General features: G+C 49.2%; 30 protein-coding genes. 16 read left to right on the top strand and 14 right to left on the bottom strand.

Annotated features, from left to right (window positions below; genetic code table 11):
- Positions 1 to 99 precede the first annotated feature (99 nt).
- From D3P07_RS24220 to D3P07_RS24210, 3 genes are read right to left on the bottom strand one after another with little or no spacing between them, the layout of a single operon-like run.
- Complete coding sequence (locus D3P07_RS24220) at positions 100 to 1,530, bottom strand: multicopper oxidase family protein (RefSeq protein ID WP_119803176.1); 1,431 nt, start codon at positions 1,528 to 1,530, stop codon at positions 100 to 102.
- 1 nt (position 1,531) lies between these two features.
- A complete protein-coding gene (locus D3P07_RS24215; protein WP_259391679.1) occupies positions 1,532 to 1,921 on the bottom strand; it encodes a DUF6220 domain-containing protein in 390 nt (129 codons plus the stop codon).
- A gap of 32 nt (positions 1,922 to 1,953) precedes the next feature.
- Entirely contained in the window at positions 1,954 to 2,166 is a 213-nt protein-coding gene (locus D3P07_RS24210; RefSeq protein ID WP_119803174.1) for a DUF5957 family protein, read from the bottom strand.
- Positions 2,167 to 2,337: 171 nt separating this feature from the next.
- Between D3P07_RS24210 and D3P07_RS24205 the strand changes: the two genes are divergently transcribed.
- Positions 2,338 to 3,021 carry a response regulator gene (locus tag D3P07_RS24205; protein WP_119803172.1) on the top strand — a complete coding sequence of 228 codons (684 nt, stop codon included), beginning with the start codon at positions 2,338 to 2,340 and terminating at the stop codon, positions 3,019 to 3,021.
- Entirely contained in the window at positions 3,021 to 4,370 is a 1,350-nt protein-coding gene (locus D3P07_RS24200) for a sensor histidine kinase (RefSeq protein WP_119803170.1), read from the top strand. Before D3P07_RS24205 ends, D3P07_RS24200 begins: the two co-directional genes overlap by 1 nt.
- Positions 4,371 to 4,508: 138 nt before the next feature.
- Here D3P07_RS24200 and D3P07_RS24195 read toward each other — a convergent pair whose 3' ends face one another.
- Positions 4,509 to 4,940 (bottom strand): hypothetical protein, encoded by a 432-nt coding sequence (locus tag D3P07_RS24195; protein ID WP_119803168.1) that lies wholly within the window; start codon positions 4,938 to 4,940, stop codon positions 4,509 to 4,511.
- Positions 4,941 to 5,084: 144 nt separating this feature from the next.
- Here D3P07_RS24195 and D3P07_RS24190 point away from each other — a divergent pair, with 144 nt between their 5' ends.
- On the top strand, positions 5,085 to 5,447 hold the full coding sequence (locus D3P07_RS24190) for a helix-turn-helix domain-containing protein (RefSeq protein WP_119803166.1): 363 nt from the start codon (positions 5,085 to 5,087) through the stop codon (positions 5,445 to 5,447).
- Between the two features lie 52 nt (positions 5,448 to 5,499).
- Here the strand turns inward: D3P07_RS24190 and D3P07_RS24185 are convergent, their stop codons facing one another.
- Together D3P07_RS24185 and D3P07_RS24180 are read right to left on the bottom strand one after the other, a co-directional pair.
- Positions 5,500 to 6,366 carry a phosphorothioated DNA-binding restriction endonuclease gene (locus D3P07_RS24185; protein WP_119803164.1) on the bottom strand — a complete coding sequence of 289 codons (867 nt, stop codon included), beginning with the start codon at positions 6,364 to 6,366 and terminating at the stop codon, positions 5,500 to 5,502.
- Positions 6,367 to 6,553: 187 nt separating this feature from the next.
- The gene (locus D3P07_RS24180) at positions 6,554 to 6,949 is read right to left on the bottom strand and encodes a hypothetical protein (protein WP_119803162.1); all 396 of its coding nucleotides are present in this window, start codon (positions 6,947 to 6,949) and stop codon (positions 6,554 to 6,556) included.
- Positions 6,950 to 7,330: 381 nt separating this feature from the next.
- Here D3P07_RS24180 and D3P07_RS24175 point away from each other — a divergent pair, with 381 nt between their 5' ends.
- From D3P07_RS24175 to D3P07_RS24135, 9 genes are all read left to right on the top strand, one after another.
- Positions 7,331 to 8,782 (top strand): AcpB/EbpR/MafR family transcriptional regulator, encoded by a 1,452-nt coding sequence (locus tag D3P07_RS24175; protein ID WP_119803160.1) that lies wholly within the window; start codon positions 7,331 to 7,333, stop codon positions 8,780 to 8,782.
- A 132-nt stretch (positions 8,783 to 8,914) separates the two neighbouring features.
- Positions 8,915 to 9,658 carry a purine-nucleoside phosphorylase gene (gene deoD, locus D3P07_RS24170; protein ID WP_119803158.1) on the top strand — a complete coding sequence of 248 codons (744 nt, stop codon included), beginning with the start codon at positions 8,915 to 8,917 and terminating at the stop codon, positions 9,656 to 9,658.
- Positions 9,659 to 9,714: 56 nt separating this feature from the next.
- Positions 9,715 to 10,314: an ECF transporter S component gene (locus D3P07_RS24165; RefSeq protein ID WP_119803156.1), complete on the top strand. Its 600-nt coding sequence runs from the start codon at positions 9,715 to 9,717 to the stop codon at positions 10,312 to 10,314.
- 44 nt (positions 10,315 to 10,358) lie between these two features.
- Positions 10,359 to 11,108: an energy-coupling factor transporter transmembrane component T gene (locus D3P07_RS24160; RefSeq protein ID WP_119803154.1), complete on the top strand. Its 750-nt coding sequence runs from the start codon at positions 10,359 to 10,361 to the stop codon at positions 11,106 to 11,108.
- Positions 11,105 to 11,965 carry an energy-coupling factor ABC transporter ATP-binding protein gene (locus D3P07_RS24155; RefSeq protein WP_119803152.1) on the top strand — a complete coding sequence of 287 codons (861 nt, stop codon included), beginning with the start codon at positions 11,105 to 11,107 and terminating at the stop codon, positions 11,963 to 11,965. Before D3P07_RS24160 ends, D3P07_RS24155 begins: the two co-directional genes overlap by 4 nt.
- Positions 11,962 to 12,771: an energy-coupling factor ABC transporter ATP-binding protein gene (locus D3P07_RS24150; protein WP_119803150.1), complete on the top strand. Its 810-nt coding sequence runs from the start codon at positions 11,962 to 11,964 to the stop codon at positions 12,769 to 12,771. The genes D3P07_RS24155 and D3P07_RS24150 overlap by 4 nt, the downstream gene beginning before the upstream one ends.
- Positions 12,772 to 12,791: 20 nt before the next feature.
- Entirely contained in the window at positions 12,792 to 13,739 is a 948-nt protein-coding gene (locus D3P07_RS24145; protein WP_119803148.1) for a nucleoside hydrolase, read from the top strand.
- A 27-nt stretch (positions 13,740 to 13,766) separates the two neighbouring features.
- Positions 13,767 to 14,702, top strand: a complete 936-nt coding sequence (locus tag D3P07_RS24140) for a nucleoside hydrolase (RefSeq protein WP_119803146.1) — start codon at positions 13,767 to 13,769, stop codon at positions 14,700 to 14,702.
- A 180-nt stretch (positions 14,703 to 14,882) separates the two neighbouring features.
- Positions 14,883 to 15,320 carry an ion transporter gene (locus D3P07_RS24135; RefSeq protein ID WP_119803144.1) on the top strand — a complete coding sequence of 146 codons (438 nt, stop codon included), beginning with the start codon at positions 14,883 to 14,885 and terminating at the stop codon, positions 15,318 to 15,320.
- Between the two features lie 358 nt (positions 15,321 to 15,678).
- Here D3P07_RS24135 and D3P07_RS24130 read toward each other — a convergent pair whose 3' ends face one another.
- Complete coding sequence (locus tag D3P07_RS24130; RefSeq protein ID WP_182914491.1) at positions 15,679 to 16,827, bottom strand: YecA family protein; 1,149 nt, start codon at positions 16,825 to 16,827, stop codon at positions 15,679 to 15,681.
- Positions 16,828 to 17,049: 222 nt separating this feature from the next.
- Here D3P07_RS24130 and D3P07_RS24125 point away from each other — a divergent pair, with 222 nt between their 5' ends.
- From D3P07_RS24125 to D3P07_RS24115, 3 genes are all read left to right on the top strand, one after another.
- Positions 17,050 to 17,349, top strand: a complete 300-nt coding sequence (locus D3P07_RS24125) for a hypothetical protein (RefSeq protein ID WP_119803140.1) — start codon at positions 17,050 to 17,052, stop codon at positions 17,347 to 17,349.
- Between the two features lie 219 nt (positions 17,350 to 17,568).
- A complete protein-coding gene (locus tag D3P07_RS24120) occupies positions 17,569 to 17,880 on the top strand; it encodes a hypothetical protein (RefSeq protein ID WP_119803138.1) in 312 nt (103 codons plus the stop codon).
- A gap of 189 nt (positions 17,881 to 18,069) precedes the next feature.
- Positions 18,070 to 18,699 (top strand): HD domain-containing protein, encoded by a 630-nt coding sequence (locus D3P07_RS24115; RefSeq protein WP_119803136.1) that lies wholly within the window; start codon positions 18,070 to 18,072, stop codon positions 18,697 to 18,699.
- A 139-nt stretch (positions 18,700 to 18,838) separates the two neighbouring features.
- On the opposite strand, the gene D3P07_RS24110 is transcribed toward D3P07_RS24115, so the two are convergent.
- The 6 genes from D3P07_RS24110 to D3P07_RS24085 all read right to left on the bottom strand — a co-directional run bounded on the left by D3P07_RS24110 (position 18,839) and on the right by D3P07_RS24085 (position 24,640).
- On the bottom strand, positions 18,839 to 20,062 hold the full coding sequence (locus tag D3P07_RS24110; protein ID WP_119803134.1) for a CynX/NimT family MFS transporter: 1,224 nt from the start codon (positions 20,060 to 20,062) through the stop codon (positions 18,839 to 18,841).
- Positions 20,063 to 20,297: 235 nt separating this feature from the next.
- Entirely contained in the window at positions 20,298 to 20,858 is a 561-nt protein-coding gene (locus tag D3P07_RS24105; protein WP_182914490.1) for a helix-turn-helix domain-containing protein, read from the bottom strand.
- 207 nt (positions 20,859 to 21,065) lie between these two features.
- Positions 21,066 to 22,115 carry an SPFH domain-containing protein gene (locus D3P07_RS24100; protein ID WP_119803130.1) on the bottom strand — a complete coding sequence of 350 codons (1,050 nt, stop codon included), beginning with the start codon at positions 22,113 to 22,115 and terminating at the stop codon, positions 21,066 to 21,068.
- Positions 22,116 to 22,138: 23 nt separating this feature from the next.
- Entirely contained in the window at positions 22,139 to 22,933 is a 795-nt protein-coding gene (locus tag D3P07_RS24095; RefSeq protein WP_259391682.1) for a TPM domain-containing protein, read from the bottom strand.
- Positions 22,933 to 23,964, bottom strand: a complete 1,032-nt coding sequence (locus D3P07_RS24090; protein ID WP_119803300.1) for a TFIIB-type zinc ribbon-containing protein — start codon at positions 23,962 to 23,964, stop codon at positions 22,933 to 22,935. Before D3P07_RS24090 ends, D3P07_RS24095 begins: the two co-directional genes overlap by 1 nt.
- Positions 23,965 to 23,992: 28 nt before the next feature.
- Positions 23,993 to 24,640, bottom strand: coding sequence for a PspA/IM30 family protein (locus D3P07_RS24085; RefSeq protein WP_119803128.1), 648 nt, complete (start codon positions 24,638 to 24,640; stop codon positions 23,993 to 23,995).
- 322 nt (positions 24,641 to 24,962) lie between these two features.
- Between D3P07_RS24085 and D3P07_RS24080 the strand changes: the two genes are divergently transcribed.
- Positions 24,963 to 25,331 carry a hypothetical protein gene (locus tag D3P07_RS24080; protein WP_119803126.1) on the top strand — a complete coding sequence of 123 codons (369 nt, stop codon included), beginning with the start codon at positions 24,963 to 24,965 and terminating at the stop codon, positions 25,329 to 25,331.
- 97 nt (positions 25,332 to 25,428) lie between these two features.
- Here the strand turns inward: D3P07_RS24080 and D3P07_RS24075 are convergent, their stop codons facing one another.
- On the bottom strand, positions 25,429 to 26,658 hold the full coding sequence (locus D3P07_RS24075; protein ID WP_119803124.1) for an aminopeptidase: 1,230 nt from the start codon (positions 26,656 to 26,658) through the stop codon (positions 25,429 to 25,431).
- Positions 26,659 to 26,828: the final 170 nt, after the last annotated feature.

The raw sequence follows: 26,828 nt of genomic DNA, 5'->3' as shown, positions 1-26,828 counted from the left end.
GTCGCTTGAACAAGATGGAATGTACAGTTGAGCAAAATAATAAAAAACCTGACCAAAATCGGTCAGGTTTTCATACCGCCGGGCAACAATTCCCCCTCGTTAATCAGGCAAATTTCCCGAATTGGTACCTACCCGGTAAGGGGTCGTCACACCTTCATAATTCACCATCATCGTCATCCCATTAGCCGCATGATTCAAATTATGGCAGTGCTCCATCCATAAGCCCGGATTGTTGGCCAGGAAAGCCACCTCATACTCTTCATTGCGGGACACCAGCACGCTGTCTGCATAGATCGGACTGCCGGTTAACGGCTTGCCGTTCTTCGTTAAGATCTTGAACAGATGGCCGTGCAGGTGCATCGGGTGTTCGCTGCCCGATTGGTGAACGAATCGCACCTTGATCCACTCGCCTTCCTGGACAATAATCGGCGGGATCTCGTGAAATCGCTTGCCGTTAATCTCCGCCCCTCCAAGCTTCAGATCATACGTCCGGTCGAACATCATATCCGTCGTAATCCCGTCATCTACAGGTGTGCCGTACGTTGTGAAATCAAACCAATCGGCATCGTTGCCCAGCTTCTGCGGTGCGGCCCCTTCTCCCAGTAACACCTTCCATTCCACTTCATCTCGGCTGTACACCTGCACCTGACCGCTTGCGGGCATCGTGAACAGCAGGTCATAGCGCTGGCCGCCGCCAATCGCGACCCACTTCTCGCTTAAATCCGTTGGGCCATTCAGGTCTTGTCCGTCCATCGCAATGACACGGAAGTCTGTACCTGCCACACCCATATGCTGAACACGGTTAAAGGCATTAATGATCCTCAGCCGGACCGTCTCCCCCGGCCTTGCCTCCAGTGCAAGCCCTCCTGTCTGTCCATTCGTCAGCTTATGATTGTTGAGCTTTTGCATCGTGACGGCATAGTCCCGATCCGCCTGATATGTTGGCTCCTTGGGCTCCACAATTAATCTGCCGATTAACCCTTTTGTCGCTTGTTCGGAGCTTTGCTGATGAGAATGATACCAGTAGGTGCCGGGATGTCTGGCTATGAATTCATATGTGAAGCTCTCCCCGGGCCATACGGCATCCTGAGTCACGCCGGGAACGCCGTCCTGCGAGCATGGCAGGACGACTCCATGCCAGTGAATGGATACACCTTTATCAATATCTTGGTTGTCTAGCTGGACAACCACCCGATCGCCTTCCCGGACACGCAGCTCCGGCCCCGGAGATGTTCCTTCGTACGTCCATGCATCCGTCTTTTGGCCATTATTAAGTTCAATAGTGGTCTTGGCAGCTGTCAATTGAAAGGAACGGACAGGCTCGCTGCCGCGAGCATCCTTGAAGTCCGTGCAGGATGCTGCCTGTACGGCTGCTACCTCGCTGCTGTGATGACCGTGGTGATCGCCCATATTCACTTCTTCGGGATATTTCGCATCCTGATAGCCGCAACCTGCAACTGCAATCAGCAAGATAAGCAGCAATCCAGTTATGAAGATGCGTCTTCTTTGATGGTTACGAACATCCACCATATTAAGACGCCTTCTTTCGGAATGCTTGCGCCAATCTCGCCACATGCAGCGCCAGCACGATAAGCACTAGCGCCATGACAGGATGGAACGCGCCTGCCGCCGGCATATTGGCCGTGAAATATTGAAGATAGATGAGCAGAAACAACGTGAGGCTCATCCATTTGAACCGTTTGGGAAGCTGGGCCGGGAAAGCGAACAGGAGCATCAAGAGCGGGATAAACTCAAAGAGGTGTACAAAGATGACATGCTGCCTCCAGTGCTCGGCATCATCGAATACAGCCATTCCCGCTATAAACGTCTGCAAGGCAATACAGGCCACAAGCGCCCAAGCAAATACGATAAATATCATTTTGAACAGCCTGACACGGCCGTTTGTTTTTATGTCCGACATATAAATTCCTCTCCTTCTATTCTTGTTTCTTCCTACTTGTCATGAGCTTTGCTTGGCTTCCAAATACTCGTGAAGATCAAGGCGACGACTGCACCAAGAACGGGCAGGATAATAGGCAAATATTTGACCCCGACTGCTTTGCCGAATAATAAAAATCCAAGGATGCCGATCAGCTCGGCTAACACAAACCCTCCGACGATTCCCCCAACCGTGGCAATCAGCGCAATAACGGCTCTATTTTTCATGGTTTCTCTATCCTCCATTTCATGTGTTCATTCCTGACTCTGATGCCATCCTATCAACAAGATGTTGTGAACTTATGACGAACTGTTGCGGATCACATGAATTTTCGCCAGGGGCTGAAAATATGGGATATACTGATGGGAATATGACTTAAAGAAGGAAGGTGCAAGCGATTGACGCATACATTGCTGCTGGTCGATGACGAGGCCGGGGTTATCGATTTTATGAAGTCATTCTTGCAGCAGGAAGGCTATCACATCGTGACGGCGAACACCGGAATCGATGCGCTGAATAAAGCCAAGGAGGCTAATCCGTCGCTCGTCGTACTCGATTGGATGCTTCCGGGCATGAACGGAATTGATGTATGCCGGGAGCTGCGCAAGCTCGGCCCGGTGGGCATTATTATGGTCACGGCCCGCAATGAGGAGAGTGACAAAATTATCGGGCTTGAGGTCGGCGCCGATGACTACCTGACGAAGCCCTTCTCGCTGCGCGAGCTGGCTGCGCGAATCCGTTCCGTCCTGCGGCGGATGGACGGCAATGCCATGGCGCCCCAGACGATGGAGCGCGGCGAGCTGACGCTGTCCGAAGCACAATGCCGCGTATGGAAACGCGGCGAGGAAGTGCCGCTTACGCCTACGGAATTCAAGATGCTGCTCACCTTGGCTGCCAAGCCGGGAATCGTCTACAGCAGGCTGCAGCTTCTGCAAGCTGCGCTTGAGGACGATATCCTGAACGATGAACGAACGGTGGACGCCCATATTAGTCGTGTCCGCAAAAAAATCGAGGATGATCCCGCAAATCCCGTTTATGTTCAAACGGTGTACGGCTTTGGGTATCGGTTCGGCGGCAGCTAATGACGGTTACCCGTAAAATATTTGTCGCCATCGTATCATTCGTCGTCTGTCTGGCTGCGATATTCGTCTTCCTGACGTACTTCGTTATTAAGGAGTCTTTTGAGGTGATGGCGGGACAGGCCAGAGGGGAACTCATGGAGGAGCTGTCCGAGCAGTTCACCCGCTATTACAATCAGCATGGGAACTCGTGGGACGGCATTCAGCAATTCACGCCAGACGACGCAGGGTGGCGCCATTACCCGGAAGCAAGCATCGTACTGCTGTCCAAGGACCGCCGGAAACTGTATGCCGCAGGAACAGCCAATCCTCAGATGATCGCTAATCTGGGGTTGAAGGAAGTGCTGCGCTCAGATGGCCAAGTGATCGGACACTTGCGGTATTACGACTCCGAGGTAGCCGGACTATCCAAGCTGCGCCTTGGCATCCCGATCTCGGTAACCTTTCTCTTGCTGGTATCGACCATTCTATTTGTTCTCATCTCGCTTCTAATTGCCTACTGGATTGCAAGACGAATTACAGCCCCGCTTCGAGGGCTGATTCCAGCGATCGATCGACTAGGGCAAGGAGAGCTAGGGACGCAAGCTCCTGTCCTCTCGAAGGATGAGTATGGCAAGGTGGCCATCGCTTTTAACTCGATGTCCACTCATTTGCAGCGCAACGAGGATGTGCGGCGCAATCTGGTTGCCGATGTCGCCCATGAGCTGCGCACGCCGCTGACGATTGTGCGCGGCAAGCTCGACGCGCTTCAGCAGTCGGGCTCTGCCATCGAGCCGGAAAATCTGCTCCCGCTGCAAGACGAGTTGATCCGTCTGTCGCGGCTGGTTGACGATCTCCATCTCCTGTCGCTGGCGGAAGCCCGCAAGCTCCCGCTGGAGAAGAAACCGGCGGATATAGCCGGGCTCGTGCAGCGAGTGATGCTGCATGTGGAACCGGATGCCGGAGAGAAGCACATTGACTTAACACTGGATAATCATTCAAGCGGGAGAATGATAGAGCTCGACGCTAACCGTATTACCCAAGTGCTGCTCAACTTGCTGGTCAATGCGATACGCTATACCTCAGAGGGCGGGGCTGTCCGGGTTATGCTGGAGGATCGGCATGACAGAGATAAGTCCTTTCTGCGAATTGCGGTCTCCGATACTGGAGTCGGTATGGACCCCGAGCAGCTGGAACATATCTTCAATCGCTTCTATCGAACGGATGAAGCCCGCGCACGCAATAGCGGCGGTATGGGTCTCGGACTTGCCATTGCCAAGGAATTCGTCGTTGCCCATCAAGGGATGCTTGAAGTGGCAAGTACGCCGGGGCAAGGAACGGTGTTCACCGTGGAGCTTCCTTATTCGGGGTAATGCTTCGCTTAGGGGCATGTTGAGCACGGTACGTTAAAGCGGATGAATCAATGAAAAAACCGACCCGTCTGTGGTCGGTTTTGTTTGTATCGTTTAAGTTGGCGAAGTAATCCAAATCTGTTGAGATACCTGAGCCGTTCAGCATTCTTTGCGCAGCTTCAAATAACGCTTGAGCCGTCTTAACGCCCGCTGCTTGTTCAAGCGCAGCAATTCAAAGCGTGACGGATAAAGCTGCGTCCACCATCTATCGTTGTCCGTCTCTGCCCATCTTTGGGCCAAATGAATGATCGGGCAATGCATAATTTCCTTCTCATACATCTGAATTTCGCTCTCTGTATCCATAATCATCTTCTCGACGAAATACCGCTTCAACGTTCGATTATGAACATAATGGATGAACTCATAATCGCACCGCTCCACCTCTAAAATGTCCACATCTCCATATCTGCGGCAATAGCGCGGAGCATCAGGCCAGCCATGCTGAATCGAAACGAACACTTCATAGGCTTCATTGCTATCGGAATGATAAAACAACGCTTTTGCTGGAATACCGCGTATAAGAAGATCCATACCCTTCTCCCTACGTTAGACATGTTGATTGTTCATGAATTCATTATAATCCTAATATGTATTAATATCAATAATAAAACTCATAAGTGACTTATAAATTCATATCCATTTACCTACCCTCATAGTAATGAGGTGAATTTGCTAATGGAGATCTTAAGAAAATTTATCGGAAACCGCATACGTACCATTCGCAAAAGAAAAGGAATGACACAGGAAGCACTGGCAGAAAAAGCTGACCTCATGTATCAATATATCGGTGGTGTCGAGCGAGGAACCCGCAACATATCCTTAGATTCACTGGAAAAGATCCTTATTGCGCTCGATGTTGAATATAACGAACTATTCCCGTTTAACAACTTAAAGGATAACCCGGTTGATGAAACAGAAATGAATAAAGAGTACGTCTTAACGGTACATACTGAATTTTTACGCAGCAAATCATTAGAAGAAGTTAAAGCCATTCATCGAATTTCAGAGGAAATATTAAAGTCGTTCGGGCGGCAGTAATTCTATTTCAACAATACAGAAACCCAGCCTTTACGGCTGGGTTTCTGTTGTATTAACCATAATAACGGGCAGGCCCTTTGAATACTTCCTTTACATGCCAATCGAGATAATCCTTTTGAGGTCCATACACAGGATTTATTGGGGAACGGATAGCTGTGCCATGATATCTCATCAGCCATTCTTCAAAGCCATGCGATCCATGTGCTTCTTCCGAAACCAGAAATTGTCGATCATTCGTAATGGAAAATACGCCTCGATCAAACAGTTTATGATGCAATGTACATAAAGCAATCCCATTCTCTTCACGATCAGGCCCGCCAGCTTGATGCCATTGGATATGCGCTGCATCTATTGCTACTAATTGATGACCTAGCCGGACATTAAATCCACAGACCGCGCAACTGAATTCATAAGCTCTCAATATTCTATTCCGAAAATCAGGATTGCGTCTCCGTCTAATGACAACAGAGGTGTTCAACCCTACTTCTTCAATGATATCTTGATGTGTCGTTTCAGGAAAATGATCATACAGCAATCTTTCTGCTAATTGCTGAATTAAATCCCCATTCTTGTTCATCAAACTTATCACATCAGCAGTAAACCCACCTGTAACATGGTTATCTATAAGCTGTTTCTCCGAAAAACGCCTCTTATCTACTGGTTCACTCAACTCCCAGATACCGTCAGTAGTTAATCTTACGAAAGGTTCTTCTGGATGATATGATTGTCTTGGAGGTCCAAATTCAAACAGCAGCTTTTTTAGCTTGACCCTTATTTCCTCATAGAAGAGGACCGTAATATTCTGTTGGAAATGAGCAAGTGTCAGCAACAGCAATAGTGGTTTATGCGGTGCTCTCTGACCATTCTTTTTCCAGATGGACAAATTTGAAAACTTTGTTTTCAGCTCTTCTTCATTCATCACTTCGTACCTCGACGTCATTTTATAATCTGAACAATCTCTGTCTAATGATTCGACACGGTATGGAGTCCGACCTTTTTTCTCCCCATGCCCGTAGAATTTATTGAAGGTCAGGATAATCGCTTCTTTCTCTTACCGCTCCGCGATGATCTGGAAGAAATAACTACTGGCGGAACTCTGATTCAATTCATTTCTTAATTTGTATCACTGCTTTAGTTCGTCTATAATACTGGATTTCAATTTCTTGTTGTAATCTCCGCTCTTTAATCTCTTTAACAAATGCTTCATGCGCCCTAAATTTCTTCACTTTACCATTCTCCATTAAAATTCCAACAGTATATACTTTCTTTTCAACTAATTTTCCCCTTATAGTTACATCATCCTGTTTGCCTAAATCAAGACTAGTCATTGTTAATATAATTAAAAAAATTGGCAGTGGAATAATCTGAATTAAAATTATCCAGGTAGGTATTTGCGCATTTTGCATAATAACATTCGAAAATAATCCAATCAAAGAAACAAATATACATATTACCGAGAGAAGTAGTGATGACTTAAGTAATTTTATAGTCTTTGATTTCATTGTTGTAATTGTCCTTTCATTATTAGTGGTATTTCATCTAACGTTTTATTTGCGAACATCTTAAATAACTCTATGCAGAAAGTATTCGTGACATTATTTTGCTATCCTGCCTATTTGATATGGAGGACAACTTAGAGGTGTTTTTGCATTGGCAACCAGGGTGCGTTTCCCTAACGCTTGAATATACCGATTGCTTAAAGCTGCAAAGCCCATTACGATACCTATAAGGATACTCGTCCATCTGTACGCCAAATTAAGCGGGGAGCCCAATAGGCTTTACGAAGTGATTTATAAATACGCACATTATGTCCCATACTTAGGTCTATCAACTTAAGAGACGACTTCATCTTACTGATTCTTTCAGGAAGGAGAGATTAGACCATGGAAAAGGAATTTACATTAACACAAAAACTGTTGATCCTGCTCGATTCGGAATATCGCTGGTTTACCCTGGCCGAAATTGAAGAGCAGCTTGGCGTATCGGACAAAACAATCCGTAAAATTATTGACGAAACCATACAGGAGCTTCCTCCTTCGATTCATATTGAGATTTCCCGAGGCAAAGGCGTCATGCTTCATTATGAGAAACGAAATGCCGCGATCGGTGAAGTCATCTCCTCCATGTACAGGCAGAGAACCTTGTATCAGCTGCTCGATTTGCTGTTCGCCGAGGGGGGCCTAAGCTCACTGGAAGAGCTGGCCGACAAGCTGTATATGAGCTCCTCCTCGCTGAAAAAGCTGATTATTCGGCTGAACAATCATGAATTGAAGAGATATCATTTGCGCATCGCGTATTCCATGCCCGAGGTCAAAGGCAATGAAATGAATATCCGTTATTTTTATTGGAAATTGTATTACGATGCCTATGAATTTTCCGGCTGGCCGTTCCCTGGCATGGACCAGGCTCAAATCCACGAATACATCACGAGAATCGAGTCAGAGAATGATATCGTATATTTCCTCAATGCTAAGCGGAGCCTTTCCTTCCTGGCAGCCATCATTATGACGAGGGTCCTGCAGGGGAAATATGCAGACGTTCCCAAAGGTCAATACGACTGGGAGAGCAGCATGCTCCATTCATCCGTTACCGCATTGGCCCGCTCGCTTGAGCAGCGGTATTCCATTCATTTGCCGATGGACGAAATCCGGTTCCTTCAAGCCATGTTCAGCTTGGGCCAATACAACTATTATGATGAGGCGAAAATCAGCACGATGATCGCGATGGAGAAAACCAATCTCGTGCAGATCCAAGAGGAAAAGTATCAAATCGTCAATCATTTTCTCATGCTTGCGCTTACCGCTTTCCCTGCCATTGATATGAATGACCGGTTTATCTGGGAAGTCGGGGAATTCTTCGAGAAGCTGAGGCTGGAAAATGTACTGCCCGATATGATTGCGATCTCGACAAGCAACCTGACTGAATATGTCCAGAAAGAATGCAGTCCCATGTACCAACGGGTAAAGAGCTGCATGCAGGATTGGAGTCAGCGGTATTCCGATATTCTGTATAATGACTATCATCTGACGAAGCTGACGTTATTGATCATCTCCAGCTTGCGCTATAAGAGCAAAAGAGCTTTCCTACTGATCGGCGGGGAATTCTCCATCCGCCATTACGTAGCCAAGCTCATCAAGAATGAAATCGGTGACGAGTTGATCATCAACACCTCCATTATGGAGGGACTCCATGATGAAATCATTCAGAAGCACGGCATTGACTTTGTCATCAGCACCTTCCCCGTTGAGCTGAATACCGTACCCGTGGTCATCATCTCCACGATACCGACCAAGCGGGATTTGGAGAATATCCGCAAGGAATTAATGCAACCATGAGACCTCATGGTTGCATTTTTCCGTTAAGCTCCGTAACTTTCTGGTCTTGGTTCTCCCGCTGATTCTTACTATGATGAAGACAGATAGAAAATAAAGCGCTTTCTTAAGAGGGAGGCCAGCAGGAGGAGCAGCATGAGTATACATTTGGGAGCAAAATTGGGAGATATCGCAGAACGTGTATTGCTGCCCGGCGATCCGCTTCGGGCAAAGTTTGTAGCAGAGAACTTTTTGGAGAATGTCCATTGCTACAACGAAGTAAGAGGCATGTATGGGTATACCGGGCTTTATAAAGGAGTTCCGGTGTCGGTTCAAGGCACAGGAATGGGCAACCCGACCATGAGTATTTATGCGACAGAGCTGATTCAGGATTACGGTGTGAAAAAGCTGATCCGCATCGGTACATGCGGCGCCATGCAAAAGGAGCTTCAGGTCCGCGATATCGTGCTGGCTCAAGCCGTATCTTCAGACAGCAATATGATGGAAAAAATATTTTATGGCTGCAATTACGCTCCTACAGCCGACTATGGGATGTTAAGCAAGGCCCATCAACTGGCTCAAGAGAAAAGCGTCAATGTCTTTGTCGGCAATATTTATAATTCGGATGAATTCTACAGGGAAACGCTGGATCGACTTCATAAATTCATGGAATTCGGCGTGCTCGCGGTCGAGATGGAAAGTGCTGCATTGTACACGCTAGCCGCTAAGTATGGCGTAAGGGCGCTGTCCATATTAACGGTAGGCAGCCATCTGCTGACCAATGAACGCTCGTCACATCAACAAAGCGAGAAGTCCTTCCATGACATGGTGGAGGTTGCGCTCCATACCATCTTGGCTGACACTAGTAACCTTCTCGGTCCTGAAAAGCCAACTTTTTGAACACGCACTTTAATGAGATTCTTTTATGCCAAATATACTCCTAGGGGGAAAAAGCGATGGGAATCAAACGCGGACTTAAATATGATTTTTCATTGTTGGCCATTTTGTTAATTCCAATCGGTATCGCAATCAACTTTGTCGGTGCGCAAATTGTGCTGCTGCTCAAGCTGCCGATATATCTGAACACCATCGGAACGATTCTGACCGCTATGATCGGCGGTCCTTGGGTGGGTATGGTTACGGGGGCAAGCACCAATCTCGTAGTCGGAATAACGAATCCGGTCTCGTTCGCATTTACACCTGTACAAATGGCCGTCGGTCTGGTGGTCGGCGTGCTGGCCATGAAAGGGATGTATACGAAGCTGTGGAAAGTCATCTTGGCTTCATTAGCCGTCGTCCTAACCGTGCTGATCGTTGCATCTCCGATCCAGGTACTGATGTTCGGCGGTGCGACCGGCAACTCCTCAGATGCCGTGGTCGCTACGTTCCTGGCGTCGGGACAACAGATATGGACAGCGGTATTCTCAACCAAAATTTTAGTGGAAAGCGTCGATAAAATTCTCACCAATCTCATCGCCTTTGCCATCGTGATGAAGATGTCGCCTAGATACTTGTCCAAGCTGAATTACGGCGCGATATTCATCAAAAAGAAATGACGTATAGCCAGTAATGGTTGCGCTCTTTAGAAGGAGGGGTTCTTGTGAATAATGAACGGTCCATGTTAAGCCGTCTTTATCCAACAACCAAGTTTTTCATTACCATCGCTTTATGTTTGGCCGCCTTTATCGTACCCGGCTACGGGTTCAGCTACGCCATTCTGCCAATCTGCATGGTGCTGGCCTACTTTGCCGGCAGCTTCAAGGAATTTTCCAATCTGGCGGTCAAGGCACTGCTCATGATTGTGGTATTCATCTTTATTCTGCAATGCTTCTTCTATCCCGGCAAAGACATTATGTGGAGCTGGAGCATCTTCTCCATCAAGCGGGAGGGTCTGGAGTTCGCCCTGTTCCTGACATCCAAAATCGTGGCGGTAGCATCGGCATTCATTCTGTTCTTCCGCATCACCAAGGTCAAGGATTTGGTCTATTCTCTGGAACAGGTCGGCCTGCCGTCCAAAGTAACCTATGTGATCTTGTCCACGCTGCAGCTTATTCCGGAGATGAAAAAGCTGACCCATGTCATCATGGATGCGCAAAAAACAAGAGGTGTCGAAACCGAAGGCAAGCTGTTTGTCCGCATGAAGGCCTTCATACCAACGCTTAGTCCGCTTATTCTAGGATCGGTGGCAAGCACGGAGGAACGGGTATTGACGCTGGAATCGCGAGCTTTCTCAGCCAAAGTGAAGAAAAGCAGCATCTACAAACTGGAGAAAACAAAGGCTGACCGGCTCGTTCAAATCCTGCTGCTGGTTCTGCTTGTTATCCTAATCGTCTGGAGAGTTGCGCTATGAGTATCATTACGATCAAGAATTTATCCTACCAATACCCCATTAGCGAGACGGATGCACTTAAAGACGTGAATGTAACGATTGAAAAAGGCAAGCTGTACGCGCTGGTCGGTGCCAACGGGGGCGGAAAAACAACCCTGTGCAACGTCATACGCGGGTTTATCCCCCATTTCTATAAAGGGGATCTGCGCGGCGAGGTACTGATTGAAGGCAAGGATATTCGTGAATGGGAATTGGGCGAGCTTTCCCAAAAAATCGGCTATGTGTTTCAGAATCCTTTTACCCAAATTAGCGGCGTAAAGGATAACGTATTCGAAGAGATTGCATTCGGCCTCGAAAATCTGGGCATGGAGCCTGAGCTTATCCGAGCCAAGGTAGCTGAGGTTATTCGGATGCTGGGAATCGATTATTTGCGGGATAAAAACCCGTTTGAGCTCTCCGGCGGTCAGAAGCAGCGGGTTGCCCTCGCTTCCATTATCGTCATGGAGCCGGATGTGCTGGTCATTGACGAGCCGACCTCACAGCTTGATCCGAAGGGCACGGAAGAAGTATTCAAAATTATTGAGCTGATGAAGAAGAAAGGAAAAACTATCATTCTCGTCGAGCACAAAATCGAACTGATTGCCGAATATGCCGATTACGTCATCCTTCTGAACGAGGGTGAAGTGGTGATGCAAGGTAACACGAAAGAGATTCTTACCGATGAGCGCGCCCTTTCATTCGGGGCCGCCATCCCTCAATATTCGATGTTCGGCCTGGAAATGCGCAAGCGCGGAATGGATCTCGGTACGATACCGTTAACGGAAAAAGAAGCGATTGAAGCCGTGAAGGCTTGGATGAAGAAGGGGGTAAAAGCATGAGCTTCCTCACTCTAACGAATGTATCCTTTGCCTATCCGAATGGCTACAAAGCAGTGGATGGAGTCAACATGACCTTCAAAAAAGGCGAATCGGTTGCCATTGTAGGCCAGAACGGCGCGGGTAAAACAACAACGGTCAAGATGATGAACGGACTGCTGAAGCCTTCCGAAGGGGACGTCGTCATTGATGGCTGGAATACGCGGGATTATACGACCGCGCAAATATCGAGAAAGGTCGGCTATGTGTTCCAGAACCCGGATGACCAGATCTTTCATAACGATGTGTACAGCGAGATTGAATTCGGCCCCCGCAAGCTGGGTCTTCCGGAGGAGCAGGTCAAAGCGAACGTCATGAAAGCGGCGGAGCTGGCAGGTGTCGTCCCTTTCCTGAAGGACAATCCCTACAATTTGCCCTACTCCATGCGTAAATTCGTCACGATTGCCTCCGTCATTGCGATGGATTCCAGTGTCATTATTCTGGATGAGCCGACAGCGGGCCAGGATATTCCGGCTATGGCGCGGTTATCTCATCTCATTGAGACATTAAAAAAGGAAGGTAAAACCATTATCACGATTACGCATGATATGGAATTTGTCGTGAACAACTTCCAGCGGATCATCGTCATGGCGAACCGCCAGGTCATTGCGGATGACGACAAGAGGGCCATCTTCTGGAATCTGGATGTATTGGAGCAGGCGATGCTGAAGCAGCCGCATATTAGCAGACTCTGCTACTCCCTGGGTATCGGCAGCAACATCCTGGCGATACCGGAGCTTGCGGACGAGCTTGCCAAGCATCATAAGTGAGGGAGCAAGGGAGTGACGATATGGAGCAAGTAAAGCATATCCTGTTGGATGTGGATACCGGCGTGGATGATGCTCTCGCGCTCATCTATGCCTTTAAATCCAATAAGCTGTATATAGAAGGCGTTACAACGGTATTTGGCAATGTGGATGTAAAGCAGGCGACGGACAACACGCTGAGGGTGCTGGCCTTGGCTCAGCCCCGCTACGAGATTCCGGTTGCCATGGGGGCGGACGCCCCTTTGTTTCGTCCCCGCCGCGAGAACGTAACCGCCATTCATGGAGCCAACGGCCTAGCCGGATACGAGCTGCCTGAGACTAGTCAATTGCCGGTGGACGAGAGGGCATCCGATTTCATCGTTCGAAAGGTGCGGGAGCAGGCGCATGATATTACGCTGGTATTCACCGGCAGGCTGACCAATCTGGCAGTCGCGCTCGCCAAAGATCCGTCGATTGCACAGAAGGCCAAACTGGTACTGATGGGTGGCGCCATCAAAGTGCCAGGCAATACAACGCCGGTGTCCGAGGCCAACATCCATGGCGATCCTGAAGCAGCCCACCGGGTGTTCGAGTCCGGGATTCCGATTACGATGGTAGGCCTTGACGTAACCGGGAAGGCCAAATTCGGCGAAGCTCATTTTCATGAGCTGATGAACGGTTTTACGGATGAACAGGCAGAATTAAAGGCATTCATGCAGCATATCTTCACATTCAGCTTTGAGGCAAGCGAACGCTTGAACGAGGGCAAAAACCGGCTGATGCATGATCCGCTGGCAGTGGCTGTCGTCGAGGATGCTTCCCTTGTAGAGATGGAGGATTATTACGTCTATATAGAGACAAAGGGTCAGCTATCCTCCGGTGCGACGCTGGTCGACTTCAGACGGCCGCCGTCACGGACCAATGCCTCCGTATGTATGCATGTCCGTGAAGAGGCATTCCTGCAGCATTACATTCGCACGGTGCTGTCATAACCGTCAGACGAAGGAGGAGCATGATTGATGCACCGAATATTATTGGATGTAGATACAGGGGTTGACGATGCGCTGGCGATTGCCTACGCTATCCGGTCCCAGGCTCTGGATGTTATCGGGATCACAACCTGCTTCGGAAATGTACCGGTGGATCTCGCGACGCGCAATACGCTCCATGTGCTGGAACAGTTAGGAGCAACCGGGATTCCAGTCGCAATGGGGGAAGCCGCCCCATTGTTCCATCCCTCTAAGAAGGATTATCCCGCCCAGTTTCATGGCGAGAATGGGCTTGGAGACCTGACATTCCCCGATCCGGCAGGCAAGCCAGTGTCAACGCCCGCGGCGGCCTTTATGGTAGATCAGATTAGGCGATACCCCAAGCAGGTGACGCTCATCTGTGTCGGCCCATTGACCAATCTGGCTGCTGCCATTCTGCAAGCGCCGGAGATTACTACACTGGTGCGGCAGGTTATCGTAATGGGCGGAGCTGTGAAGGTGGCGGGTAACCGCCGGATGCATGCGGAGGCGAATGTATATTCCGACCCGGAAGCGGCTCAGCTCGTCTTCCAATCCGGAGCTCCGATTACGCTGATCGGACTGGATGTGACCATGCAGACTGAGCTCAGGCTAGAGGATATTCAGCAGTGGAGAGAGCAGAATTCGGACCTTGCACACTTTTTGGCCGACATTACCTCCTACTATATCGAAGGCTACCGGCAAGCCTATGGCGATCGGACAGGCTGTGCCCTGCATGATCCGCTAGCGGTAGCTGTGGCGATCGACCCAAGCCTGGTCGAGGTGCAGCCGATGGTTCTCCAGGTAGACCTCGAGGGTGTCCACTCCTATGGCAGAACCATTGCCGATCTGCGTCCGCGCTGTACGGACCAGCCGAACGTCAACGTCTGCACCCGTGTCGACGCCAAGCGGTTTCAGGAGCATTTTATGCAGACATTAATGACATAAACAACAGTAAAAGGAGTGTACGCCGGGTGCGTTCACTCTTTTTTTGATTGGCAGCAAAAGCGATCAGTCGTGGTGCGCATCAGCTAGACATGCTCTCTAGTGTTGGGATTCAAAGTCGGACTAGCTCCCCCTCCCTAAAACATGCTACACTATTCCTTGTTTTCAGTAGGAGGCGCGATCATGGAACATAAGGAATTTAAGAAGTGGTATCTGATTGTATCGTTTATTCTGTCGCTATATCTTGTAGTGGTTACGATATTGGGCTTTACCCCGATCTCGAAGGAGGTCTTGGCGCCGCTTGACCGGATCGCTTACTACATCCTTTGGTTTTTCATTGCGGAGTTGATCGTTATATTCTTCATCACGAAGGATGTACGCCGATTTTTCAAGGAGCAGTGGCTCAGCATTCTGGCGGTCGGAACGTCGATATCCATTACGCAATTCATGGAGGCAGTCGTAGGCATTGGCTCCCTCACCGGGATCAAAGCGTTCAAGGGCATCAAATCGTTTAAAGCTATTAAATCCATGAAAATGTTCAAAGCGACCAAAAGTGTGAAAGTAGCCAAGTCGTATAAAATTGGCAAAAAAGCGTCCAATGCCGTAAAAGAAAAGGAATAAAACCAAAGAAGTAACTAGCCGGACAGTCGAGTCCATGGATCATAACAAAGGGCAGTTCCAGATCGCTGACGATCTGGAACTGCCCTTTTCTTTGCATCATTAGTGTTGCGTCGCAACGTTATTTCACCTTTTCAGGCGATATAGACCATTTAACGTTTCTCAGTACCACTATTTCCGAATTTCAGCACTTTTGACCAAATTAGTGTTGTGTGACAACGTTATTTCTTCGTTTACGGCGATACCGAGTATTTAGCATTGCTCAGCACCACTAATTTCGAGTTTCTTCATGTTTGATGCAATTAGTGGTGTGCAGCAACCCTATTTCACCTTTTGAGAAAAAGTTGTTTGTCGTGTAGGGTTAAGCGCTGCAGCATTTTTTGAATTTCTTGCCGCTGCCGCAGTAGCAAGCGTCATTGCGCCCGATCTTCACCGGGTTCAAGTGCTGCCGAACCGTTGCCTTCGCAGGGGTCGCCGCCTCACTCAACTCAGCAGCAGTATATCCGCCATTAGACCATACTCTCGTATGCTGAGCAGCTTCCGTTACCAAGCTGACAAACTTCTTTGCTTGATTCAGGTCCTGGAATGCGATGCCTCTATCCGTAAGCTCGTTCAAAACCTCTTCCATTCCGTTTTCCCAAGAGAGCATAAGCTGGATGTTCTCCATTACCAAGGAGGCAATCCCCTCCCGCTGCTCAAGCTCCTTCTGAATGAATAGCTTTAGCCTGTGCAGCTGCGGGGTCATTTCATAATGCGCCGGGTTGGCGTACTTAAGGAACTCCTCTTGATTCGGCAAATAATAGGGCTTGTCCTCTATCTTAGCCAACAGATCTTCCAGTTCGGAGATATCCGACTCTTCAAAATACGTATCGATCAGGCACCCGTTCTTGTGCCATACAAATGGCTGCTCCCTGTTGCTGTAAAATTCGTTGACTGTATGCAGGGCTTGAAGCGTAATAGGATTGGCTTGATGCGAATTATAGATTTCCACAACCCGCTCCGGCTTGCAAGCACCGTACAAATGAACAGCAGCGCTCATATAGTTCAGCACCTGTTGCTCATACGCTCTTGTCTTGTCTACATGCGCCCAATCCAGCTTCCCCAGCGCTTCTTTTACTTCAAGCGGTATAAAGTAGCCATACTGGTCCTCTTGCCTGACGCTGACCAGCACGCCCTTATCAATAAGAAACCTAAATCTAACAGGCATGTAATCACTAACCGTTACAGCTTCCGATTCCAACAGCTCCTGATAAAAGCTGAATTCATCATGATGCATAAGCAGAAGCATCTCCTGCAGTGTCTCCGACTGGACAATCGACTCCGCTATTGCGGATACCAGATCAGCCTTGTTCATTTTGGAACGGCCAACAATGGCGTGAGCGCTTGCTTTCTGCATAAGGCTGTCTTTTTTCAGCTGCGTTAGCACATGGTTTAACCCAAAATCTGATACCGATTCCAACACATAATTACGATTCAAAGCTATTTCTGCTTTCTTATTTAAGTTATTCATATTCCTCTCCATCTCTTGCAAAAATAAACGGTCGTGCCTTACCCTCCTGACTACTATACCACTACCTTTGCCGAAATGCTTCTTCCCTGAAAATTATTAATCGTTTTAATTTTCGCATATTTCTGTTAGCGGATACGGTTAAATCTACCTCTTCATTTATCCATACCATCTATTCACTTTTGAATACCATGTACTATTCGCTAGCAGAAAGGGGGAATAAGCATGAGCAAAAAAATAGAGATCAGCCAGCGCTTTGACGATGACGAAGACTTTGATGATTTTGATGACATTGATTTTGATGACTTCGAACGCAATGGCAACGGCAACGGTAACGGCAACGGTAACGGTAACGGCCGCGACAGACGCCGTCAGCTCCGCAGACTCAGACGCCTGTTGAGACGTCTTATCAGACGCCTTCGCAGACTCATTCGCAACGGCGCTGACCGCCGTGAAATCCGCAGACTGAGACGCCTCATTAGACGTATCCGCAGACTCATTCGCAGACTGGAAGATCGGTCCTAAGGCAAATCAAAACCTGTAAGATGGCAATCGCCATCTTACAGGTTTTTGCATATTTGGCCGAACGCATGAACAACGGCCCATCTTCTCGAGTTAGCGGGACATCCGTCTGCTTTTCCGTATACACGCGGAGTTAAATCAATTAATCTCCCTATCAATCTATCTATACCATTTCAAATCTACTGAATAGAATGAACTATTCTTGAAGAGAGGGAGATGGAAATGAGCAAAAAAGTAGAGATCAGCAACCGATTTGATGATGACGATTTTGATTTCGACAATTGTAACGATTTCGATGACTTTGATGATTTTGATTTTGATGATTTTGATTTCGATGGCTTCGATCGTTTTGACCGCGATTCCGGATGTGGCAACGGACGGTGGCGCAACCGCAGAAACCGCAGAATCAGACGTCTCATCAGACGTCTACGCAGACTCCTGCGCAGATTGATTCGCCGCGGCGCAGACCGTCGTGAGATTCGCAGAGTGAGACGCCTCATTAGACGCCTTCGCAGACTTATTCGCGAAATCTAGCTCGATTAGAAACCAATTGTGGAATTCTCCGTCACCGATCACTGTGCAACTGTAACCCGTAAGATGGACAAGTGTCCATTTTGCGGGTTTTACAATTATAGCAACTTAATTAATCATCCATTAACAAACGGCATTTATACTTAGCATCATGAAGCACTTATTCTATCTCGAAAGAAAGGAAATCATCTTATGGGCATTCATACGTATTTTCAATCGCTGACCGATCTGGAGCGCATTATTCGCTGCCCAGGCAAATTCAAATTCCAAGAGCATAGCGTATCCGCACACTCCTGGAAGGTCGTCCAATACGCGAAGACATTGGCGGATATTGAAGAAAGCCATGGTGTCACCGTCGACTGGAAAAAGCTGTACGAGATCACCAGCAGCCATGATTATGGCGAAATCTTTATCGGGGATATTAAAACACCCGTGAAGCATTACTCATTGGAGCTTCGCTCCATGCTGCAGCAGGTCGAGGAAGGCATGGTCGCGCACTTCATCGATGAGCATATTCCGGAGGCATTCAAGCCGATCTTCCGCCGTCAGCTGCGCGAGGGCAAGGATGAATCCATCGAAGGCCAGATTCTTGAAGTTGCCGATAAGCTCGACCAGATCTACGAGGCGTTCGCAGAGCTGCAGCGAGGCAATACCGAAAAGGAATTTATCGTCATGTACCGGAGCGCATTAATTAAGATTAAAGGCATTAACCTGCACTGCGTCACCTATTTTCTCCAGCACATCCTGCCCGACATGGTCAGCGAAGGCGCAAGATCCCCCATCGATATCGCGAAAATTACGAATGAAGCTCTGGCGTCATAACTTATTCCGCAGCGCAGAGCCCTCTTTGCGCAATCATCCCCGTTCACACAGACCTCTAGCACGTCTTCAAGGCTACCCTATATGCTTTTTTTTCCCTTAAGCTCTTAAAGCACTTCCTGCGCATACCAAGCATTCCCACTTATTCCACGTACCGATTCCTCGCTGCGCCTAGGCCCACTATGCCGAGCAAGACGGATGCGGCAACCAAAATCATTAGAGGAACCTTCCAGCTTTGTGTGGCGTCATGCAGAAACCCGAATAGTGTCGGACCTGTCGCGGCGAGCAAGTACCCTACCGATTGCGCCATGCCGGATAGCTCTGCCGCTTGCCTGGAGGTCCTGGTGCGCAAGCCCAAAAACATCATGGACAAGCTGAAGGCAAATCCTACGCCCATGCCGAGCAAGATAATCCAAACCACCAACAAGTTCGAGCTTCCGTACAGCAAACCAAGCGTTCCCGCCAATATAAGAACGGACGTCATCACAACCAAAACGCGCTGGTTGGACATACGGGCTGCAATGACTGGTACGATAAAGGTAAAAGGAAGCACAGCCAATTGCATCATGGACAGCAGCCAGCCGGATTGATCGGAGCTCACGCCTTGCAGACGGAGCATATCAGGAAGCCATGCAATCAATACATAGAACAACATGGACTGAATCCCCATGAACAGCGTGATTTGCCACGCAAGCGGGGATCGCCATACATTCACTCGGCGCTCGCTTTCCGAACTTACCGAAGCGATTGCCGCCTGGCGGGAGCGAAGCTGCGGCAGCCATACCAATAGGGCGATGAAACTTAAAATACCCCATACGCCAAGCGCCCCCTTCCATCCCAATCCTGCGCCCACCGCAAGCGGTACGCTGATGCCTGAAGCAATAGCTCCACACAAATTCATTGAGATGGAGTATACACCCGTCATGACGCCCAGCCGATCGGGAAAATCTCGCTTAATCAATCCCGGCAGCAGTACATTGCACGCCGCAATGGCTAGTCCCAATATGGCTGTACCCCCGAATAAAGCCGCTGTGCCGGATGTGGAACGCAGTACAGTGCCTATGAACAAAAACAAAAGCGCGACGAGCAATACCCGCTCCATGCCAAATCGACCTCCAAGCCGAGGCACGAACGGAGACAGCAAAGCAAATGCCAGCAATGGCAGTGTCGTAATCATTCCGGCCCAAGTGCCGGTCAATTGCAAATCCCCTCGAATGAGCTCCGACAACGGACCTACCGATGTTAAGGGCGCCCTCATATTCATCGCGATAAAAACAATACCAGCTATAAGTAAAAAAGCTGCCGAAGGACGGCCAAAGGTTCTCCGTTTCTCCGTATGATCTTGCATACGCTCTGTTGCATTCATGTTGACTGCCTCCTATCGTTTCTCACAACCCATTAGAGATATCCACTATTCAGTATATTATAATATACTTATTAATTAATATTACATATCATAATATATAAGTTTCTTTTTGTCCACATCCGTATTTTGCCTCAATTCTGCATCACTCTGAACGCTATTACTGAAGAACAAAAAAACCTCAACCCATGCGGATTGAGGGATTCCAACCGTATAATCATAGCGAGAAAGCTGCACATTAGTTGTATCTCAAAATAAGATGCAATACGGCAAGCTCATTAGTCGGATTCGTGTAAGAATGGGTATCGTCTGCGCGGAAGCTGATGGTATCATAGGCATTCAGCGTATACCTCTCATCATTCACATTGATCTCAATCATGCCGGACATAACCGTAGCAATCTCTGTGGTATGCGGATGATGCATCTCCGGATAATAAGAGCTGTTCGGCTGCAAATACGCCCGGCACATCTCGACTTCTTGGCTGCTTTGCTGAAAGATCGGTTCGATCACCCAAGCTTCGCCGTCGCCGGCTATTCTGAGTCCTTCCCCCGCCCGTGATAATTGAACGCCGCTTTGATCCGAGAAGAGCGCCATCAGAGGAACCGAGAGGCTCTTGGATATTCTCCATAACATGCCGATGGTCGGATTCGTATCTCCCCGCTCAATATTGCCGAGCGTCAGCTTGCTGACACCCGATACTTGCGCCAGCTCCTCCAGGCTCAGCCCCTTGTCCTTTCGCAGCTTCTTCAGGACGGAGCCCACTTGCAGCACGACCTGCTTCGGGTCATCGATCTCCATTGGTTGCAGCCCCCCACTTTATGTCTTCAGTCCGTTATCATCACTTTCCCTATTATAATGGAACCACTATCATTAGCAAATAAACCCGTGCCGCTGTACCTGCTGCAGCAAAAAGCTGACTCCGGCATAAACCGGAATCAGCCCAGGCATTGCCTATATCCGCTGCGCAGGAGAATGCTGTTGACCGTCTCCTTTTGCTGAAATCGTCTATCCCAGCTTCTGGCCGCAATTCGGGCAGAAGTTCGCACCCTCTGTTTTGGTTCCGCAGTTCGGACAGAAGTTCGGCTTGGCGCCGCTTGGGGAAGCAGGCTGGCTTGCCGGCTGCTGCTGTCCGTTTGACTGTTGCTGACCTGCTGGCTGTTGCTGACCGGAGTCCGGAGCAGGCTGCCCAGCGTTACTCCCGCCATTCTGATTCTGACCCATGTTCTGCATCATCTCTTTGGCGATATTCATACCCATCATCATGCTGGCCATATCCGCCGCAGCTCCGCCGCCCTGCATTTTGCCCGAAGCCATCCCGTCCACCATCGACACCTGCTGGTAACGCTGCATATCGCCGATCATGCTATGGGAAGCGGTCTTTGTAATCATCTGCTGAATTTCTGGCGGGTAGTTGAAGCTCATCACCTGGAAGCCTGTAATGCTGATGCCGCTTGCCAGCAACTCCATGTCCAGATCTTCCTGAATCCCTCTGGAGATCGCATGGGCGTTCGCCTGCAGGTTGAACATATCCTTGCCTTCGGTACTGATCCACTTCATCAGCAGCTGATCCAGCACTGACACAATTCTCAGGCGTACATCCTCAACCAGATAGCTCTCTCGTACACCTGCGATTTTATCAATAAACGTCACATAATCCTTGACCTTGAATACAAAGGTGCCGTTCGCGCGAATCGGCAATCCGCCCGGAAGCTGAGGCGTCGGAATCAGGATCGGATTTTGCGTTCCCCATCTGACGGTGAATTCCTTCGTATTGACGAAGACGACTTCCACCCGCATGCCGCTGTTGAAGCCAAACTTGAAGCCCTTCAGCGTAGAGAGGAACGGGATGATTTGCGAATCAACCGCGTATTCCCCTTCATCCTGGAAGATGCCCTCAATCTTCCCGTTATGGACGAAGATCGCGTCTTGTCCGGGACGAATGATCAGCTTGCTCCCCTTCTTGATCTCGTTGTTGCTCCACTTCCAAAATATCATGTCATCGCGGAACTCTTCCCATTCCACGACGTTAGCGAATTGATTTCTGAAAAATGACATAAGACCGCTCAGTCCTCTCTAGATTAAAATGATCCTCTGCTGCCGCTGTGCGAATGGCCCCCCGAAGTCCGTCCGCCACCCCCGCCACCACCGCTGGTATTGGTCGGTTTCGGTATCCGCTTCTTCGTGACCGTCGTGCGCAGGTAGTTGTCGTGCTTACCGATAATGCCCGACGTTCCAGCATTCGCATACGTTCCGGCATTGATGGTGACGCGTCCGCCTGCACCCGCCTTCATTCCCCATACAATGAAAAATGCGATGAAGAAAGCAACCGCTAGCTGGAACCAGCCATTGAATACAATGTTATCCGGGTTAACGCCAGGCTTAAATCCCATGTAACGATACGCTGTATCCTGATAATCCGAAAAAGCCGAGAAATAGTTGCCTTCCGTTAATTTCGGTGTGATTTTATTGCGAATTTTGTCCAGCCTGCCGTCATCCAGAAGCGTCTTCGCTTTGTAGAAACCTGCAAGATAGATCTCCCTGTTCTTCATATCCATCGTCAGGATAACCGCGTTGCCATGGGGCTTATCATACCCGAATTGCTGCTTATCGTAGAAATCCTGAGTTAGCTTCACCACATCGACGTTCTGCTCATTATTCGTCGTATAGACAATAAAGTCCGTTTCACGCTTTTGTGCATACCTCGCTGCGGCATTTTCAAGCAGCTGTCTGTCATCCGCATCAAGCAGCTTGGCTTCGTCGTAGATCATCCGCTTCGGCTCAGCCGCATACGCGGCGGACGATAAGAATGGCGAGACTAAGACGACAAGCATGGCAATGAGCATAGCAGTTCCTGTCCATCGTCTTCCTTTCATCACCAGAAACCGCCTCCCATCGCCAAGGAAACAAACTTCACCGAAATCAGGGATGCCAGGAAGATTCCCGTGAACCACATTGCCATTTTGCCTTTGCTGATCGGCGGGTTGCCGACCACTTTGCCCGTTTGGCCATTCATCGCAAATGTGTATCTCTTTCGATCGTAATCATAATGGAATACCCATACCGGCAGCAGCACGTGCTCCGCCTTGCGCGCGGTCGTGTCGACATCCTTGCTCTTATACGTAACCGTATGATAGTGCGACATGGTCGAACGTACATAGGAATCAATGAATCCGTCTACCTTATGCTGCGCCCGTGGCATCAGCTGGTGGTCGTCGTAATTGTATTTCTCTGCGATGTATCCAGCCAGATAAGGCGTCTTGAAGTCCTTCAGCTGGTCGTACGGGAACGGCTCCAGCTTATCCATCAGCTCGTCATTCATCTTCTCCGACCCGTCCACCGGCACTCTCACATAGTCCAGTACGATATCCCGGTAGACATCAAAATGCTGCGTCTCCGTATAGATATAGTCGCCACTAGTGTAAGTTCTTACTTTCGTGCCATGCGCCCGCACTTCAACATCGCTGTGCAGATCATACAGCCAGAACGGGACGTACAGGCCCGTTATGCCTTTGATCCGGTTCGCACGCATGAAGCTGCCTGGCGTCAGACGTCCGTTCTTGCACCATTTCTTGAACGCCTTCTGTGCTTCAGCTTTGCTAATAGCAAATGGAATAACTTTGGACGGGGCAAATTTGCCTGCCATCCGGTCAATCAGTACGACGCTTGAATTACAGAAGCTGCACATGGTTGCCGTAGTCTCCGGCTCGGTCACAATGACAGCGCCGCAGCTATTGCATTGGTATTCCTTCATCTCGCCTTGAGCGAGTACCGAAGAGCGTGGTGCGTCCGTATATTGCTCGATATTGTCCTTTCTTCCGCAGCTCCCGCAGGACAGCATGCCCGATGCGCTGTCAAATGCCATTTCCCCGCCGCAACTCGGGCATTTGTAGTCTACTACTGCCAATTCCCTCACCTGCCTGATGTCATGATCATCAATCTCGATTGTTTTGCTTATTCTTAAGCTCAGCCAGCTCATCCGCGGGGCTTTCTGCCTTGCTTCTCTCCAGTTCGGCGAAACGCTCGTCCAGATCGCTGCTTTCATCCTTATGCAGCTCTGCGATCGCCAACGCTTCGTAATACGCCTGCTCCGCTTTTTCCTCCAGAGCGCCTAATGACGCCCCGTTCATGTTCTGCCGGGATTGTGAGGCAGCCAACCGTCCCTTCGCTTCGAGCACGCGCGCTTCAATCGCTCCAACGTCGGCAGATAATTTGTCCTGCAGCTGTCTCATCTGCTTCACATTGGCCGCTGCTTGGTCGTAAGCGGATTGCAAGGATATCTCCTTCTTCGCTTCCGCCGCCTTCATCTCAAGGAACCGCAGAGCTTCATCATCCCTGCCATCCTGCACCATCTTCTCCGCATAGCGCTGCAGCTTTCGAATCTCGGCTTGGCATTCATCAAGCTCTCTTCTCGCCCTGCTCTCATCCGCCACCATCGAAGCCATCTCCGCTTTCACTTTGCCCAAATCCGAATTCAGGCTCCTCATATATTCATTCAATGCCTTCGCCGGATCCTCAGACCGATTCAGGCTGGCATTCACATTGCTCGACATAATCGTTTTAAATCTGGACAGGATGCCCATAGACGAATCCCTCCTCCAACATTGTTATCCCTTGTTCTAATAGTACCTGATTTGGGGGCAAAAGGATTCACTTTTCTCATTACTTCTAGCTAATGGAAGCTGGATTTCCCATTGGACAGATCAATTTTTCACAAAAAAATCAATCTTATAAAGACCAAAAATTATTATTACATGCAATAACTAAAATACTCACATATTCAACTTGTACGCTAAGTATAATGGAACGCAGAAGGGTTTTCACAACCAAACAGAACGCTGGCCAGCATTCGAGCACCTGGAGAAGTACGCCTTCTGCCTATCTCCCACTCTGAAAGGAAGATGAATGAAATTGAAAAAGGTCGCCATCCTGCTCACTACCGTTATTATGCTCTTCATGACTTCTGCTGTCGCAAGCGCTTCGGTTCCGCTTAACCACACGGATACGGTAACGGGCCAAGGCACGCTGCTCATTACGGGCTCTGCCTACTTCAGCGGCTCGCCTGCCGCAGGGGTCATCTTTGCGAATGTCTATCGCGTAACAGGCGGAACGGAAGTCCTGGTCGAGAGCAGCCGTTCGAATATCTTCTCGAATCCGAATGTCGTCAGCTACACGATTAACTTCAATACAAATTTCACGCAAGGGACCTACATTATCCGATATTCGCATAGCGGCTCGCTTGCTGATTTAACGACATATGCACGTTTCATTTAATACTTAAATAAAGAAGAAACCGTCAGCTGCGTGAACGGCATCCCCATCTGGAGATACCGTTCACCGTTCTGACGGTTTCTTTGCGTTTTACGTGCAATTAAGCCCAATTCCCTTTCCGGAAGACTGGCTCGATCGTGCCGTCCGGCAGCTCTCCATCGATATCAAGGTCTGCGCAGCCGATCATAAAATCCACATGCGTCAGGCTGACGTTCGCCCCGCGCTCTACCAGCTGTTCATTGGACAGCTTCGTGCCGCCCTCCAGGTTGACCGGATAAGCGCTGCCCAGCGCAAAGTGGCAGGAGGCATTCTCGTCGATCCCCGTATTGTAGAACACCCGGTTCATGTTCGAGATCGGCGAATCATGCGGAACCAGGGCGATTTCCCCCAGATATGCGGCTCCCTCATCCGTCTCCAACAGCGAAGTAAGATGCTCTTTACCCGACTCCGCATCATATGCCACGACCTTGCCATCCTTGAATGTGAAGGTAATCCCCTCCACCAGACGGCCGTTCAAGTTAAGCGGCAGCGTGCTCTTCACTGTTCCGTTCACACCCAAGCGGTGTGGCATGGTATAGACTTCTTCAGTCGGCATATTGGCGACGAAATAGACGCCTTTCTCATTCTCCCCGCCGCCGCCGCGCCAGATATGGCCTTCCGGCAGCTCCACACGGATATCCGTGCCCGGAGCGCGGTAATGGAAGCTCTTGTACCTTTTCTCATTCAGACGGTTCTGGCTCTTCTTCAATTGCGCAATATGATCATGCCAAGCGGCGATCGGATCTTCTGTATGGACACGGGCCATGCGGAATACCGCTTCCCACATCGCATCCACACGCTGTTCCTCCGGCAGATCGGCGAATACTTTGTTCGCCCATGCCCGGGTAGGCGCTTTGATCAGCGACCAGCTGATCTTGCTGTTGCGCGTATACGTCGAATATTCCTTGCGTGCGACAGCTGCCGCCTTGACCGCTCTCGAAACCTTGGAGGAATCGATGCCTTGGAACAGCTCCGGATTCGGCACTTTAATATGTAGAATGGCTCCGCCCTCTTCCGCAAAGTGAACCATGCTGTCCGCCTGCCACTGCGGGTAGTAGTCGAAGGAATCATCCGATGCATGCTCATACCGCGCGCGGGTAACGGCATCATCATCCCATTCTACGATGACGTATTTGGCTCCTGCCGCATACGCTTTGGCGACGATCCGTCTCGTAAGCTCAGCCGTCTCAATCGGGGCATGGACAATCAGCACCTGTCCGGTCTGAATGTTCACGCCTACTCTGACGACCAGCTCCGCATATTTATTTAATTGTTGTTCGAATGTATCCATGGTTATTCCCCTTCCTGTCTGTCTCATCCCTCTAGATGTCTATGCTTATTCATCCCAATAAAAGCTGCATACCTAGCATACCAAATGCCCGTCGTGATTTCATCTATGCAGGAAATGGACGGGTTTGACAACAGCTGGAAGGATGCTCTAGCATGAGGGTATACCCTATT

Origin of the sequence: Paenibacillus sp. 1011MAR3C5 (genome assembly GCF_003591485.1) — a bacterium.
In the GTDB taxonomy this organism is placed as follows: Bacteria; Bacillota; Bacilli; order Paenibacillales; family Paenibacillaceae; genus Pristimantibacillus.
This window is presented reverse-complemented; position numbering and strand designations above follow the sequence as displayed.

Excerpts from the sequence above, each read along its gene's own strand:
- D3P07_RS24220 (WP_119803176.1), bottom strand. The coding sequence starts at position 1,530 with ATGGTGGATGTTCGTAACCATCAAAGAAGACGCATCTTCATAACTGGA.
- D3P07_RS24215 (WP_259391679.1), bottom strand. The coding sequence starts at position 1,921 with ATGTCGGACATAAAAACAAACGGCCGTGTCAGGCTGTTCAAAATGATA.
- D3P07_RS24210 (WP_119803174.1), bottom strand. The coding sequence starts at position 2,166 with ATGAAAAATAGAGCCGTTATTGCGCTGATTGCCACGGTTGGGGGAATC.
- D3P07_RS24200 (WP_119803170.1), top strand. The coding sequence starts at position 3,021 with ATGACGGTTACCCGTAAAATATTTGTCGCCATCGTATCATTCGTCGTC.
- D3P07_RS24195 (WP_119803168.1), bottom strand. The coding sequence starts at position 4,940 with ATGGATCTTCTTATACGCGGTATTCCAGCAAAAGCGTTGTTTTATCAT.
- D3P07_RS24190 (WP_119803166.1), top strand. The coding sequence starts at position 5,085 with ATGGAGATCTTAAGAAAATTTATCGGAAACCGCATACGTACCATTCGC.
- D3P07_RS24185 (WP_119803164.1), bottom strand. The coding sequence starts at position 6,366 with ATGAATGAAGAAGAGCTGAAAACAAAGTTTTCAAATTTGTCCATCTGG.
- D3P07_RS24180 (WP_119803162.1), bottom strand. The coding sequence starts at position 6,949 with ATGAAATCAAAGACTATAAAATTACTTAAGTCATCACTACTTCTCTCG.
- D3P07_RS24175 (WP_119803160.1), top strand. The coding sequence starts at position 7,331 with ATGGAAAAGGAATTTACATTAACACAAAAACTGTTGATCCTGCTCGAT.
- deoD (WP_119803158.1), top strand. The coding sequence starts at position 8,915 with ATGAGTATACATTTGGGAGCAAAATTGGGAGATATCGCAGAACGTGTA.
- D3P07_RS24165 (WP_119803156.1), top strand. The coding sequence starts at position 9,715 with ATGGGAATCAAACGCGGACTTAAATATGATTTTTCATTGTTGGCCATT.
- D3P07_RS24155 (WP_119803152.1), top strand. The coding sequence starts at position 11,105 with ATGAGTATCATTACGATCAAGAATTTATCCTACCAATACCCCATTAGC.
- D3P07_RS24150 (WP_119803150.1), top strand. The coding sequence starts at position 11,962 with ATGAGCTTCCTCACTCTAACGAATGTATCCTTTGCCTATCCGAATGGC.
- D3P07_RS24145 (WP_119803148.1), top strand. The coding sequence starts at position 12,792 with ATGGAGCAAGTAAAGCATATCCTGTTGGATGTGGATACCGGCGTGGAT.
- D3P07_RS24140 (WP_119803146.1), top strand. The coding sequence starts at position 13,767 with ATGCACCGAATATTATTGGATGTAGATACAGGGGTTGACGATGCGCTG.
- D3P07_RS24135 (WP_119803144.1), top strand. The coding sequence starts at position 14,883 with ATGGAACATAAGGAATTTAAGAAGTGGTATCTGATTGTATCGTTTATT.
- D3P07_RS24130 (WP_182914491.1), bottom strand. The coding sequence starts at position 16,827 with ATGAATAACTTAAATAAGAAAGCAGAAATAGCTTTGAATCGTAATTAT.
- D3P07_RS24125 (WP_119803140.1), top strand. The coding sequence starts at position 17,050 with ATGAGCAAAAAAATAGAGATCAGCCAGCGCTTTGACGATGACGAAGAC.
- D3P07_RS24120 (WP_119803138.1), top strand. The coding sequence starts at position 17,569 with ATGAGCAAAAAAGTAGAGATCAGCAACCGATTTGATGATGACGATTTT.
- D3P07_RS24115 (WP_119803136.1), top strand. The coding sequence starts at position 18,070 with ATGGGCATTCATACGTATTTTCAATCGCTGACCGATCTGGAGCGCATT.
- D3P07_RS24110 (WP_119803134.1), bottom strand. The coding sequence starts at position 20,062 with ATGAATGCAACAGAGCGTATGCAAGATCATACGGAGAAACGGAGAACC.
- D3P07_RS24105 (WP_182914490.1), bottom strand. The coding sequence starts at position 20,858 with ATGGAGATCGATGACCCGAAGCAGGTCGTGCTGCAAGTGGGCTCCGTC.
- D3P07_RS24100 (WP_119803130.1), bottom strand. The coding sequence starts at position 22,115 with ATGTCATTTTTCAGAAATCAATTCGCTAACGTCGTGGAATGGGAAGAG.
- D3P07_RS24095 (WP_259391682.1), bottom strand. The coding sequence starts at position 22,933 with ATGAAAGGAAGACGATGGACAGGAACTGCTATGCTCATTGCCATGCTT.
- D3P07_RS24085 (WP_119803128.1), bottom strand. The coding sequence starts at position 24,640 with ATGGGCATCCTGTCCAGATTTAAAACGATTATGTCGAGCAATGTGAAT.
- D3P07_RS24080 (WP_119803126.1), top strand. The coding sequence starts at position 24,963 with ATGAAATTGAAAAAGGTCGCCATCCTGCTCACTACCGTTATTATGCTC.
- D3P07_RS24075 (WP_119803124.1), bottom strand. The coding sequence starts at position 26,658 with ATGGATACATTCGAACAACAATTAAATAAATATGCGGAGCTGGTCGTC.